At 70.1% G+C, this 13646-nt stretch carries 10 protein-coding genes, 1 tRNA gene and 1 riboswitch; of the genes, 3 read left to right on the top strand and 8 right to left on the bottom strand.

All coding sequences use genetic code 11. The features are described 5' to 3' along the window. Positions 1-69 precede the first annotated feature (69 nt). The 3 genes from CWS50_RS11220 (at position 70) to mscL (ending at position 2126) form a co-directional block, all read left to right on the top strand. The gene (locus CWS50_RS11220) at positions 70-732 is read left to right on the top strand and encodes a 5-formyltetrahydrofolate cyclo-ligase (RefSeq protein ID WP_127842856.1); all 663 of its coding nucleotides are present in this window, start codon (positions 70-72) and stop codon (positions 730-732) included. Positions 733-896: 164 nt separating this feature from the next. After that, positions 897-1652, top strand: a complete 756-nt coding sequence (locus CWS50_RS11225; protein ID WP_127842857.1) for an SAF domain-containing protein — start codon at positions 897-899, stop codon at positions 1650-1652. 90 nt (positions 1653-1742) lie between these two features. Then, positions 1743-2126 (top strand): large conductance mechanosensitive channel protein MscL, encoded by a 384-nt coding sequence (mscL, locus tag CWS50_RS11230; RefSeq protein ID WP_127842858.1) that lies wholly within the window; start codon positions 1743-1745, stop codon positions 2124-2126. Between the two features lie 236 nt (positions 2127-2362). Here the strand turns inward: mscL and CWS50_RS11235 are convergent, their stop codons facing one another. The 8 genes from CWS50_RS11235 to CWS50_RS11270 form a co-directional block, all read right to left on the bottom strand. Then, entirely contained in the window at positions 2363-2641 is a 279-nt protein-coding gene (locus CWS50_RS11235) for a hypothetical protein (protein ID WP_243118316.1), read from the bottom strand. After that, the gene (locus tag CWS50_RS11240; protein ID WP_127842859.1) at positions 2638-7119 is read right to left on the bottom strand and encodes a DNA helicase; all 4482 of its coding nucleotides are present in this window, start codon (positions 7117-7119) and stop codon (positions 2638-2640) included. The genes CWS50_RS11235 and CWS50_RS11240 overlap by 4 nt, the downstream gene beginning before the upstream one ends. A 170-nt stretch (positions 7120-7289) precedes the next feature. After that, a tRNA-Arg gene (locus CWS50_RS11245) sits at positions 7290-7362 on the bottom strand. 127 nt (positions 7363-7489) lie between these two features. Further along, positions 7490-8422, bottom strand: a complete 933-nt coding sequence (locus tag CWS50_RS11250) for a universal stress protein (RefSeq protein ID WP_127842860.1) — start codon at positions 8420-8422, stop codon at positions 7490-7492. A gap of 210 nt (positions 8423-8632) precedes the next feature. Next, a complete protein-coding gene (locus tag CWS50_RS11255) occupies positions 8633-9493 on the bottom strand; it encodes a C40 family peptidase (protein WP_127842861.1) in 861 nt (286 codons plus the stop codon). 3 nt (positions 9494-9496) lie between these two features. After that, positions 9497-9678: riboswitch (cyclic di-AMP (ydaO/yuaA leader) on the bottom strand. Positions 9679-9981: 303 nt separating this feature from the next. Beyond that, positions 9982-10653 carry a metal-dependent transcriptional regulator gene (locus tag CWS50_RS11260; protein ID WP_127842862.1) on the bottom strand — a complete coding sequence of 224 codons (672 nt, stop codon included), beginning with the start codon at positions 10651-10653 and terminating at the stop codon, positions 9982-9984. A 238-nt stretch (positions 10654-10891) separates the two neighbouring features. Next, on the bottom strand, positions 10892-12370 hold the full coding sequence (locus CWS50_RS11265) for an NCS2 family permease (RefSeq protein WP_243118317.1): 1479 nt from the start codon (positions 12368-12370) through the stop codon (positions 10892-10894). A gap of 157 nt (positions 12371-12527) precedes the next feature. Continuing rightward, positions 12528-13628 carry a DUF3027 domain-containing protein gene (locus tag CWS50_RS11270; protein ID WP_164860137.1) on the bottom strand — a complete coding sequence of 367 codons (1101 nt, stop codon included), beginning with the start codon at positions 13626-13628 and terminating at the stop codon, positions 12528-12530. Positions 13629-13646: the final 18 nt, after the last annotated feature.

Below are 13646 nucleotides of genomic sequence, written 5' to 3' on the forward strand. Positions count from 1 at the left end.
GCGCACCTCATACGCCCGCCGTACGCACCCGGTATGTACCTGGCTGAGGGAACCTGAGACAATGACGTCATGAGCAACGGCGCCCGCCCCCTCCCCGACACCGGAGCCCTCACGACTGACGACGCCAAGGAGCGGCTGCGCGAGGTGCTCCGGGACCGCCGGTCCTCCCTCCACCGCCATCCCACCCACGGCCACGGCCCCGGGTGCGAGGCACTGACCAGCCACGCCCTCCAGGCTGTCAACGGCGCCCGGTGCGTGGCCGCCTTTGTCTCCGTGGGGTCCGAGCCCTGCACCCGGCTCCTGCTGGAACGGCTGGGCGAGCAGGGGGTGGAGGTGCTCCTGCCCGTCCTGGGCCCACGCCTGGCCCGCTGCTGGGGCCGCTTCAGCGGCAGCCACGACCTGGCTGAGCGCTCACCGGGACGCCCGCCCGAGCCCGGGGGGCAGGCACTGCCCGCACAGGCAGTGGCACAGGCAGAGGCACTCATCGTCCCGGCCCTGGCGGTGGACCGCTCAGGCCAGCGGCTGGGACAAGGAGGCGGCTGGTACGACCGCATGCTGCCCCTGCGCCGCGACGGCACCCCCGCCTTCGCGGTCGTCCACCCCGACGAGCTGTTCACCGACCATCTCCCGGTCGAGCCGCACGACCAGCGTGTTGACGCCATCATCTGCGAGGAGCAGTGGTTCCTGCTGGAGGGCTCGCAGTTCTCCTCCAGCGGCCCGCCCCCGGCCTGACCCCGTCCCGACCGCCCCTCGCGCGCCGACCGGCCTCACCCGCCCCGGGCCGCCCACTCAGGCGAGAGCAGGACAGGTCACCACAGACCGGACCTGGTCCGCCTCGTCAACAGGAAGCAGTGCCGGGGGCACCTGATAACCAGGAGGACCGGCACCATGGCCGCATGATCGTAGGTCGTCGCACACACCGAACCAGGCCCTCCTCCCCCTCCCCACGACCGCGGACACAGCCCCGTACCCGAGCACCACGCCCCTCCCGCCTGCTGTGGAGGCACCGGCACCTGGTCGTGGCCGCCTGCCTGGCAACCGCAGTGGTGGCGGCGCTGAACGTGCTGCGCCCCGCCCCGCCCCCGACGCAGGAGGTGCTGGTGGCCGCCAGGGAGGTCAGCGCCGGCGCGCTCGTCACCGAGGACGACGTGGCCCGACGCAACGTCCCCGCGCAGGGGCTGCCCGAGTCCGGCCTGGCCGGGGAGGAGGTGGTCGGGCAGCGCTCAGCCATCACCCTGGAGCCTGGAACGGTCCTCACGAGCTCCATGACGAGCGCGGCACTGACCCAGGGGCTCGATCCCGACCAGCGAGTCGTCCAGGTACCGGTCGGTGTCGGAGCAGAGCTGGCGGAGCCAGGGGCGCAGGTAGACGTCATCGACGCACGTGCCACCAGCAGCATCGCGCAGGCCGTTGAGAGCCCTTCTGAGGAGGCTCCCCCTGTCCTGTCCAGCCCGGTATCCACCCAGAGGCCACAGACCACCGTGCTGACACGACGGGCACGGGTCCTCATGACCCAGCCGGGTGACGACAGCACCCCCTGGGGAACAGGGACGAAAGTCACACTCATAACCATTGCTGTTTCCTCAGGTGACGCTACCCTGGTTGCCGCTGCGGCCACCACTGGAGCGCTCGGTATTGTCCTGAGCCCGTGAGCCGCTGTGGCCGCTTGCAGAGCGCGCCTGTTCCGTTCCCCCGATGGCGCATGATGGCTGAGACGCCAGCGCCACTATGAAAGGACCGACATGATCAAGGGCTTCAGGGACTTTATCTCCCAGGGCAACGTCCTCGACCTCGCCGTCGCCGTCATCATCGGCGCTGCTTTCGCCCCTATCGTTGAGGCCGTCACCAACGTCATCATGGGTATTGTCGGCGCCCTGGTGGGCCAGCCGAACTTCGACTCCGTCGGTGAGTTCTCCATCAACGGCTCGGACATGATCCAGCCCGGCACGATCGTCACCCAGGTCGTCAACTTCCTGCTTGTCGCCGCAGCCGTCTACTTCTGCATCGTCATGCCCATGAACAGGCTTAACGAGCGTCGTAAGAAGGCGGCCGAGGAGGCCGCCGAGCCGACCGACGTCGAGCTGCTGACCGAGATCCGGGACCTGCTCTCCCAGCAGCGGGGCTAGGCACCACCCACCCTGCGGCAGCCAGGACAGGCTGTCGCAGGCATCTAGCCACAGGACCCCCTGGCCAGGGCACCCACACCACACTGCGTGCTGCGGCCGGGGGGTCCTGCGCGCAGGGATGACCTGTGGAGACCTGCGACGGGCCATGGCGAGGGCACGGCAGGGACGAGGCCGCACAGCCCAGGCCCGTCCCGGACAGCCCCCTGGCACCAGAACCGTCCCAGCGCCTGGAAGGACTACCAGTGGGGTGGGACGTCACGCAGCAGACGGGCGTCATTAGCGTCGGCATCGCCTGCACGGACGACGCCGTCAGCCCAGCCAGCGCCACCGCTGCTGTCATAGGCGCTGCCGGGACCAGTCTCACCGCAGGCAGCCGCGCTCCTCAGGGCGCCAGTGGTGGAGCCAGCCTGCGCCAGGTCCTCAGGCACCTCGCCACGGGCCACACGATCCCGGTCCCTGGAGGACAGGACCACAACCCTCCGGTGCCTGCGGCGGCCTCCTGAGGACACGCTCACCGTGCCCGCCGCACCGCGTTGGTCAGGACAGCATCGATACCGGAGCCACGTCGGCGCAGCGCCAGGGCCGCCCTGAGCTCCTCGATCTCCTCCTCCTCCTCACGAACCACGCCGTCGGAGCGGATCCAGGCCACCAGGTCATCCAGCTGGTCGTCGGAGTAGGCCTGCAGCGGCAGCCCCTGGGCGATAGGTGGGCGCTGAACTCGGTTGTCCCACGGCACGGCCATGGGGTCGCTGGGCTCCGGCGCAGGCGCCGGAGCCGGGGCACGGTCTGCAGCCACGGGCACCCAGGAGGCAGCCTCCGGGCCCACTGGGGCAGGCGCACTGGGCAGAGAGGACCGGGAGACCGCAGCAGCAGAGCCCGAGGCTGCTGGCAGGGTCGGCTCCGTGTCGTCAACGTGGTCGGGAAGCGCCTCCCCCGGAGCCATTGCCCGGGCCTCCTGGCGTGCCACCAGCTCGGACAGCACCAGGTCCTCGACCCGGCCCGCCTCCGCCTGTGGGTCCACAAAGACCCCGACCGAGTATGCGATGTGCACGCGCCACCCCCGCTGCTCCAGCCGTTCCACCCGGTGCCGGTCACGGCGACGCAGACTCGGCTCGGCCACGTAGTCGGTGTCATCCGTGAGCACCGCGACCAGGAGCTCGTCAGGGTAGTCCGGGTGACCAATCGCCAAGGGGATACGCACGCCTCCCTCCACCCCGTACCGGGGGACCACAGACAGCCCCTTGCGCCACAGGTGCTCCGCCAGGTCCACCAGGAGGCGGTCCGGGACCCTGCCAGCAGAACCGCCGGGAATCGCCGCTGCCTCAGCGCGCGCCAGCACCTCGCGCAGCAGCTGCGCCCCTGCCGACCGCAGACGCTCAGGATCGATGTCGTCGGCCGCCAGGCAGGAGACGACCTGGGTGCGCCCCCGTGAGGCGCACAGGGCCTCCACCAGGCCAACCATCCCGTCGTGGTCGGAGATCGCCCCAAAGCTGTGGATGGTGCGGCCGTGGGGGGTCTTGGCATAGCCGACGCTCACAATGACGTGGTCACGGCGCAGGGCACGAGCCCCGGAAAGGTCCACCACGACAAAGGGCTCGTCCGCGCCGGGGGAGAAGAAGCGCTCCAGGGCCGGGGAGCCCGCCACCGCCTGGGCCACCGCTGAGCGCACCGCGTCAGCGTGCAGGGTGTTGAGGGCGACCACCCCCAGGGACTCCTCAGGACAGGTCAGTGCCCGGTCGATCACCAGGTCGACGACGCGGTCCACCTCCGCCGACACCGTCTCCACCGCAGTCTGCCCAGGAGCAGGCATGCCCCTGCCGTCCACGAGGTCAAGGCTGAGGGTCCCTTCTCCCGGCGGGGAGGGGACCGCGTCCACCACGCCCTGGTAGCCGTGGGAGGACAGGAAGGCGGCGATCCCGGCGTCCAAGGTGTTGCGGAAGGTGGGCAGGGTCACCGAGGGGAGGAGAGGACCGAGCTCAGCAGCCATGCCGCTGGAGGAGCGGCGCGGGTCCCCGACGACCAGGACCTGCTCAGCACGCACGAAGGTGGGCAGGACCTGGGACACCGGCAGGTGCCCGCTCGCGTCCATGACCACCAGGTCCACCACAGCCATCGGGTCCAGGACCTGCGGTACCAGCGTCGGCGGGATGATCCACACCGGCTTGGCCAGCAGGGCCACCGGGTGGGCCGCCAGGATCTCACGCATGGGCACGCCGTCATCCCGGGCGAGCGCGATGTAGAGCGCCCGGGCGTCATCCTTGTCCGCCTCTACCGCAGCCCGCACCCGCCGTGCGTAGGCCTGGGTCACCGGCCCGGGCAGGGACTGCGACTGTGCGGCATCCAGGTCACGCAGCCGGGAGGACAGCTCCGTCAGTGCCCGGGCGTCCAGCCCGCCTATGTCGGGGTCCTCACGCAGGATGTAGGCCAGCACCGATGACCACCAGCAGTAGGTCAGCTCGCTGTCCAGCCGGCCCTCCTCGACCCCGCGCTGCGCCAGGTCCTCGACAAGGGGCCCCAGGCCCAGCCTCTCCAGCTCGGCCCGGATTCGGTTGACCTCGGGAAGCCTCTGCGCCGTCAGGTCGTCGGCAGCCAGGGCGTTGACGTAATCGACAAGCTCGTCCAGGGGGTAGTCGACCAGCACCGAGGTGTCCTGGGTACGAGCCAGAATCGGCTGGACCTCCTCAACGGCGCGATGAGCCGTGGCGGCCGCGCGGGTCATCTCGTCCAGGCCGTGAGGCAGGCTGGGCCAGCCGTCGTCAGGGTCGTAGCGGCGCCAGGCCTCCCGGCAGCGCTGGACCTTGACCAGCTCGCCGTGAAGGTCACTGACCACCCTCCCAGGCCTGACGAGGTCCTTGGCCTGCCTGGTGAAGCGACGGCGGCGGGCACCGTCCATGGTGACGTGGTGCTCCTCCCGCCACCGTCGTGTCGCCGTCGCCGCCACCATGTCAGCGGCAGAACGCTCAAAGACCTCCGGCACAAAGACGTCAAGAGACTCGCGCACGCCGTCGAGGACCCGGAGCTGGTCCATCCACTCTGACAGGGTCCCTGCCCGGGCCAGACCCGTCGACTGGGCTGTCTGCTCAACATGACGCTGCACGCCTGGCAGCAGCTCTCCCAGGGCGCGCAGGTGGACCAGCGCGTCAGTGGCCTCGTCCATGTCGCTGACGGCGATCCCGTTCCAGGCGCTGGTGGACACCTCAGAGGTGAAGATTCCCAGCGCGTAACCGCGACGAAGCAGTCCACGCGCGCGCTCCAGCCCCTCCTCGTCCAGGCGCTCCAGGAGGTCGGGGCTGACACGTACCCGGGTGGTGGCTCTGGAGGAGCGACGCCCTGTCAGCTCTGCCAGCGTCTGCAAGGCCTCGTAGGCCGAGACCCCCCAGGGCTGGCGCGAGCGGTGGAGCGCCCCGACATAGCGGTCCAGACGGGAGCGTACCTGCTGCAGGTGCTCACGCATCTCCATGATGCCAGCCACGTCCAGCGCGGGGGGCTGGACCCCCAGCGCCTCCCGGATCGCCTCGGAGGCGTGCTGGCGCCAGGCCGGGTCCTCCGTGAGGTCGATGACCATGGCCCCGGCCCCGGCCTCACGCATCGCGGCCGCTACCGCATGTCCGTCGGCACTGGTCGCAGGCACGTGGACAACCGTGCGCCCCATCGCGGCGGCATCCGCAAACACGGCTGCCAGGGTGCCTGGGACGTCGGAGCCTGGCGGGGCGTCGACAAGAAGGTTCGCCCCCGTGCCCACGGCCTCGATGACTGCCAGCTGTGCCGGGTCGAGGTCGCCCACGCCACGCTCCGCCTCAGGAGCGCGGTCCCTCAGGTCAGGATCAGGGAGACCCACCTCCAAGGCGGTGCGGGCACCCTCGTCACCTGCGAGCGCCGCAACCAGGGCCGAGGTCCGCGAGCGCTCAATAACAGCGTCGAAGTCCTCCACCAGGGCCTGACCCGGGTGGACGAAGGCGCCTACGACAAGCCGCTCGTGAAACTCGAAGCCAGGCAGGTACTGCCGCCCCACGGCACCGATGCGCGCCAGGGCTGAGCGGGGGGTGAAGCCCTCGGCCGACAGGGCGGCCTGGGCGATCGCCTCCACGTCGGTGGCACACTGGTACCGGCGCAGCGCCCTGATAAGAACCGGGTTGACCTCAATGCTCGGCTCCAGAGCCAGCGTGGCGTCCGCGGTGGCGTTGGTCAGACGCACCGGGCGCAGGAGCACCGGGGCGTTGACCGTGCGGACACGAGGGCTGTTCGGCTCCTCGGGGAACATGAAACCAGCGGCCGCCATCGCGGCCTGCGCCGCCTGTTCCGCAGCGATACGCGCCACCTGCGGGATCTGGACGGTACGGTCCTCGTCGACCCCCTGGGCGGCCCCGGCCGCCGCTGCTCTCTCACCGACACCGAGGCTGCCTGGGCCGTCCGCAGGAGGCTCGCTGGCACCAGCGGTTCCGCCGTCACCGTCCGGGGTGTCTGAGGCCGAGACGGTCTCGTTCCACGTCGCGACGCCGATAGCCAGGTAGACCGGAGCCACCCCGAACCTCCGGGCCAGGAGCTCTGTCCTGGAGGCGACCTCGCGCAGCGACTGACGGGCGTCCCCCAGGGCAGCACGTTCGCGGACCAGGCTGGACAGGTGGGTGGCGCGTCCGGCGTAGAGCTGGGCCAGCCCCGAGGGGTGCGCCGCCGTGAGGTCGACGACGCCGTCGACAACAGTGATGTCGTCCAGGCTGGCCACGCCCCCGAGGTCCACCAGCTCGCTGCGCCAGGCCTCAAGAGCCGCCTCAATCTGCTCTCGTCGCAGTCCGTCCTCCTCCGTGATCGGAGGCTCGGGAACTGGGCGGGGCAGCTCAGGCAGAGCGGCAGGAGCGTCCGGCTCCACCGCTGGAGTCCCAGAGGGAGCAGGCGGGGGTGCCAAGCGGTGTGGCGCCTCCGCAGCCTCGCGTTCTTTCGCCCTGGAGGCGGCTTTACGCCGCTTGCGGCCGAAGGAGAACAACGAAGGTGTCATAGCGCCCAAGATAACGGGCTGCCGCAGTGAGATCGTGGAGACTCGTCGGTGCCAGGAGGGCTGTCTTCCTACAACCACCCCCAGCCCACGCCGCCGGGCACCGCCACCGCCCGGTCCGGGACGCTGCGAAGCCGTACGACTCCCACCGCCCCTGCGAGTAGGATGCTGCGTGCCCTCGGCGCGATTCGAACGCGCGACACCCGCTTTAGGAGAGCGGTGCTCTATCCCCTGAGCTACGAGGGCGTGCGCGCAAGCCTACCAGGAGCCAGGCCCGGTACCCAGCCGACAAGCGCGACACAACCACGGGAGCGCCCAGGAACGGCCAGGGGCCGTCGTGCAGGAGCCCCAGGCAGCCCCAGGCCGCGACCGGCTAGGCCCGCCCCCACGGCGTCGAGGTGCGCGACGGGGCCTCGTCCCTGCTGCGCGAGGGAACCACCATCACGGGGCAGGAGGCGTGAGACAGCACAGCCTGGCTCGTCGAGCCCAGGAGCAGGCCGGAGAAGCCGCCGCGCCCCCGGGAGCCCACCACGACCAGGTCCACAGCGGTAGAGAACTCCGCCATCAGCTCAGCTGGGTTACCGTCCAGCGCGTGCCGGCGGACAACCACCTCGGAACGCCCCTCCAGCGCCTCAGCCACCGTCCGGTCCAGCCCGGAACGGACGTCGGCGAGGACCTGGTCCCGGTCAACGGCTGCAGGCAGCCAGGCCAGTGCGCCAGCGCCAGACGCCATCGGGACGGCGGCAATCGCCGTCAGCTCCGCCCCCCACGCCTGGGCCTCAGCCACCGCCCAGTGCAAGGCCTTGCGCGCCGAGGACGAGCCGTCCACCCCGACGACGATCCGCCGCACAGGGGTGTAGTCAGCCCCCTGAGTACGCTGAGGCACAACGACGGTCGGGCAGTGCCCGTGGGCTGGCAGCGCCGAGGAGACGGTCCCCAGGAGCCGGTCCGCGAACCCGCCGCCCCCACGGGTTCCCACGACTGCCAGCGTCGCCTCGTCGGAGAGGTCGACCAGGACTCCTGCCGGGTCACCGGTCTCCAGGGAGGAGGTCACCGTCACCCCGCTCCCCTGCGCCCTCGCGATAGCCTCGTCAACCACCGCCTGGGCGCCGGAGCGGATAGCCGAGTCGTCCAGCGCCGCGTAGCCGCCGTCAAGTGAGGCTGTCGTAAAGGACGGCAGGGAGTAGGCGCACAGGACGTGAACTCGCCATCCCTGGCGCGAGGCCCGTGCCACCGCCCAGTCCACGGCGGTCAACGACTGCGGCGAGCCGTCAACTCCGACAAGAACAACACTATCTCCAGCCATGGGTCCGTTCCCTTCCTCCGGGGCGAGTCTGTGTCCTTGGTCATTCTGCCCTGAAACAACCTGTGGCGGTCAGCACACGCGCCGACGCGGGTCGTTTCCTGAAGGAGAACGCCCCTCCTCGTTCCGGGAGCTCCACGACACCGCTCGGGGGCGAGCACGTGCTTGCGCCGTGCCCGCCCCCGAAAGGCAGTGAAAAGCGTGGTGGGAGAATCAGCCCAGGCGAATGTAGGTCGGTGAGCCCCAGATCTGACGGTAGACGACACCGGTCCCCGGGTTGGCGGCCTCAATCAGCATGCCGTCGCCAGCGTAGATAGCGACGTGACCGGGCCAGTAGAGCAGGTCACCAGGCTGGGCCTCCGCAGCAGAGACCGCGTAGCCTGCAGCACCCTGCGCGCCAGAGGTACGGGGCAGGGAGATCCCCACCTGGGAGTAGACGTAGGAGGTGAAGCCGGAGCAGTCGAAACCGGAGGGGCTGGAGCCGCCCCACACGTAGGGGGTACCCACGTACTGCATCGCGATGGCGACGACCGAGGAGGTGGAGGCAGCGCTCGGAGCAGCCTCCGTGGTCGGGGTGACCTCAGTCGCAGGGGCGGAGACGCTCTCGACAGTGGTCTCCTCGACCTGCTCCTGGGTGGCGACCGCCTCCTCGGTGGCACCCTCCTCCTGGGGCTCGGTGACGGACTCGGCCTCGGTAGCGACGGCCTCGGTGGCCTGCGTCGCCTCGCCGACCTCAGGCTCGGGCTCCTCGACGACGGGAGCGACAGCCTGCACCTGGGTCGTCGCGTCCGTGGCCCACTGCACGTTGTCCGCGACAGTGACAGCGGCGTTAGTGGCGGCGGCCTCGCGCGCCGAGGCGGCCAGGGCACCGACACCGGAGGCCTCAAGGGAGCCTGCGGAAGAGCCGACCTCAGTGGCGGTGCCAGCAGCCGTGGCACCAGAGGCGATCATGGTCAGCGCGAGACCGGAGGTGGCTGCGACAGCAAGACCACGACGAGCGGTGGGAGCAAAGTCGTCCAGCGGGGTCAGGGCGCGGGTGGCCTTGCGGTGACGTGCTGTGGTTCGTGAGGACATGAATGCTTTCTCCTGGGTAGCCGACGAGGTGAGCTGTCGGGTTCGGACTGGAGACGCCCGGCCCGCAGGGTCTTCTGCGGGCTTCACCCCAAGGCCAACCGGGCGCTGCCCGGACGACCATGATTGGTTCCCCCGTTCCTGCCACGTTGTTGTTTCACTGGCCCCGGACCGAGCGGCAGGACTAAGCCTCGTTCCGAAGCATCACCGGAGGACCTTGTCAGGGGGTCGCTCCGGCGACGTCGAGAACGCTACATGACTTGGAGCCGCGCCGTCACGGGAGGGTCACACACATTGGTGTGAAGCCAAGCACGTACCGAGCACCGGAATACCTTTCCCCTGGGTTCCCTCGGGCGGCAACGCCCTTGTTCAGGGCAGCAGCCTCCACAGAAAGACGGCTCAGAGCGAGCCAGAGTGAGAAAGACCGCATCTGTGGTCCACCCCGGACGGTCGACACCGGCACCGTGCGACAGCTAACGGGACTGCCCCGGTCAGCGCTCCAGGAACAGGTGGCGCGCGACGTCGTCGGGCAGGACGACAGGATCACCTGCCGGCCCGGTGACACGCACCCCCCCTGCCGTGCGGCGCAGCCCCACCTGCGCCCCGACGACGAGGGCCGCGTCCTCCACGAGGGCGATGAGCTCCCCGTCAGCCTGGATAGGTTCTCCGACACGACGTATGACAGCGGACGTCGTCTCGCCGCCCGCAGCACGGTCCGCACCGATCTCGTCCCCTGCGGGGGCGGGGTGGTCAGTTCCCTTCGGGGGGACGTGGTTACCGAAGGGGTCGGTGGTCACCTCACCGAGGATCTGGGCCAGGCGCTCCTCAACCTGCTCGCTCATGACGTGCTCCCACCGGCAGGCCTCCTCGTGGACCAGCCTGCGGTCCAGTCCCACCACGTCCAGAAGCAGTCTTTCAGCAAGACGGTGCTTTCGCATAACTTCCGTGGCCCTGCGACGGCCTTCGTCGGTCAGCTTGAGGGACCGGTCCTGGGCAACTTTTATCAGGCCGTCACGCTCCATCCGGGCGACCGTCTGGGACACGGTCGGCCCTGAGTGGCCCAGCCGCTCCACGATGCGCGCCCGCAGCGGAGGAACACCGTCTTCCTCCAGCTCGTAGACGGTCTTGAGGTACATCTCGGTGGTGTCGATCAGATCGCTCATGCGCCTGAGCCTCCTGCCTGGCCTGGGTGAAATACAACAGCACGGCTCCCGGCTGAGGCCCGGGGGGAGGGCCTCTGTCTGCCATGCGTCCTCTCACAGAATATGCAGTGGCAGGCTCGGATCCGTCAGGCAGGCAGGCGGCCCTGCCGACCCGCCTGTCTCACGGGGCCGGACCGACGGGCAGCGGACGCAGCCGACGCCGCCGTCAGCCGACCCAGCCCCGGATGCTCCAGCCCGGCTAGTCCAGCCCCAGTATCGACCTGATCGGCGCCAGGGTGAAGTAGATCACGAACAGCGCGCAGGCCACCCACATGAGCGGGTGGACCTGCCTGGCCCGCCTCGTGGCGAGCTGGACCACCAGGTAGGTGATGAAGCCCGCGCCGATACCGTTGGTGATGGAGTAGGAGAAAGGCATCATAATGATGGTGACAAAGGCAGGTAGTGCGGTCGAGGCGGACCGCCAGTCGATGTCAGTCACCTGCGTCATCATGAGGAAGCCCACGATGACCAGTGCCGGGGTCGCCGCCTCGTAGGGGACCATGGAGACCACCGGGGCGAGGAACATGCTCAGCAGGAACATACAGCCGGTGACGACTGCGGCCAGGCCGGTGCGCGCCCCCTCGCCCACGCCCGCCGCCGACTCCACGTAGGAGGTGTTGGAGGAGACCCCGCCCGCACCGCCGGCAATGGCCGCCAGGGAGTCCACCACGAGGATCTCACGAGTCCGGGGCGGGTTGCCCTGCTCGTCCAGGAGCCCGCCCTCGGCCCCGATGGCCACCATCGTGCCCATGGTGTCGAAGAAGTCGGCAAGCATGAGGGAGAAGACCAGCAGGACCACTGAGACAGCCCCGACCTTCTCCAGGCTGCCCAGCAGGCTGAACTCGCCCAGCGTGGCCAGGCTCGGCAGCTGCACGGGGGACCCCGACAGGGTGGGGACCGACAACGACCAGCCGGTGAGGTTGACCGGGCCCCTGTCCGGGTCGTCGTTGTACGCCCCCAGGTGGAGGACACCCTCAATGAGGGCGGCCACAACCGTGGAGGAGATGATGCCGATCAGCAGGGCGCCCCTGACCCTGCGCACGTGGAGGGCGACCATGAGGAAGAGACCCAGGAGGAAGACCAGGACCGGCCACCCCTGGAGGGAGCCCCCCAGCCCCAGCTCCAGCGGGGTGCCCCCGGGACGCACCACCTTGGCGTCCACTAGTCCGATCAGGGCGATAAACAGGCCGATCCCCACCGAGATGGCGGTCTTGACATGGGCGGGCACCGCCTTGAACACCGCCTCACGGAAGCCGGTGAGGACCAGGAGGAGAATGATGACGCCCTCGATGACCACCAGGCCCATGGCGTCGGCGTAGGTCATCCCGCCTGTGCCGACCAACGTGTAGGCGACCATCGCGTTGATCCCCAGGCCAGCAGCCAGGGCCATCGGGTAGTTGGCGACCACCCCCATGCAGATCGACATGAGCCCGGCCACCAGCGCGGTACCGGCGGCGATCTGCTGGGTCGTGCCCAGGGGCGCGACGCCCTCGTGCTCTGTGGAGAGGATGAGGGGGTTGAGAACCAGGATATAACTCATCGTGAAGAAGGTCACGATGCCGCCGCGGACCTCCCGGGCCAGGGTTGAGCCGCGCTCGGTGACGTGAAAGAAGCGGTCCAGGAGGGGCAGGGCTGGTGACGACGTCGTCGGGGACTTCGGGGGTGGTGTCGTGCTCACGTGGCCGGATTCTCCCACGTCTTGTCACCCGGGGCGAACACCGCGAGGAGTATCGCAGGAGCACCGCAGACAGCACCGCGGACAACGAGGTCTGCCAGGCAGCCGCCCCCTTGCCTGTGCCCCGTGCCCGCCGTGAGCTGCTCTCCGGGGGACGAGCTCAGTGCCTGGGCAGGACAGCCTCCAGGTCCTCCAGGGTCCAGGGCGTGGCAGGAGGAGTGCCACCGTCCCGCCCCGGCGCGTCCTGTCCTGTGTCGTCCCCACAGGTCGCAGGAGCTGTCAGGCCAGAGGCCAGGTCCATCACCGCAGCACGGGCTGAGGCCGCACGGTCCTCCTCCGTCGGCTCCACTGGCTCCTCCATCACCTCCTCAGCCTCCCCAGGCTTCTCGGCCACAGCACCACCCGCAGCCGGGCCTGCCGGGGGTGGGGGCTGTGCCCCACCGGCAGGCTGCGCACTGCGGTCCTGACCACGGTACCCACCGCTGCTCTCACGGCAGCCCTCACCGCCACAGCCCTCAGGGCTGTCAGCCTGCTGGGACCTCGGCTGCCAGGATGCTGGCGCACCAGCGGCCCCCTCACCGAGCACCGCCCGCACTGCCCCTGTCAGGGGCAGGAAGAAGCCGTAGGCGGAGCAGGTCGCCATCTCGCCCGCACCCGCGCCCCGGGAGCCAGGGGCACGGGGAGCACCGGAGGTACAGACAGCACTGCCGTACCAACGCTGAGCGGCGCGGGCCAGGCTCTCGGTACCGCCCTCAGTGCCACGGACCCGTCGGCTCCTAGGCCTCAGCGCCTCCAGCGTCAGGGCACCTCCCCCGGGCACCTCCTCCTCGGCCGGCCAGTCGGCGTCGCCGTCCGCCGGAGCAGGCGCACGGCCTGCGGCCGCGAGGTCCTCGGGACGGAGCCGGTCGGCCCACGGGACCCAGGCCGGGGCGAGAAGCGCGTCCTCGCCGGGCAGCAGCCCCACCTCGCAGACCGTGGCAGTACGGCTGCGTGGTGGGCGGCTGAGTGTCACCGCCCAGCGCCAGCCCCGGTACCCGGGCATGGCGCAGTCAAACAGGTGGGTGACCAGACGCTCGGCGTCGTAGGCGGCAGCGACGTGGTCCCCCACAGCATCAGCCGCAGCAACCTCCGCCAGCGCGCGACGGGCCAGGTCAACCGCCGCAGCAGAGCTCAGGGGCTTGTCCCTGGCCGCCTGGGCCTGCACCGGCGCCGCAGGAAGCGTCCCCGGGCGCGGGATCGTGTCAGGTACGGTCTCGGTCACGTCCCCCAGTGTAGAGGC

It is taken from the genome of Actinomyces wuliandei, from assembly GCF_004010955.1.
Classification (GTDB): Bacteria; Actinomycetota; Actinomycetes; order Actinomycetales; family Actinomycetaceae; genus Actinomyces; species Actinomyces wuliandei.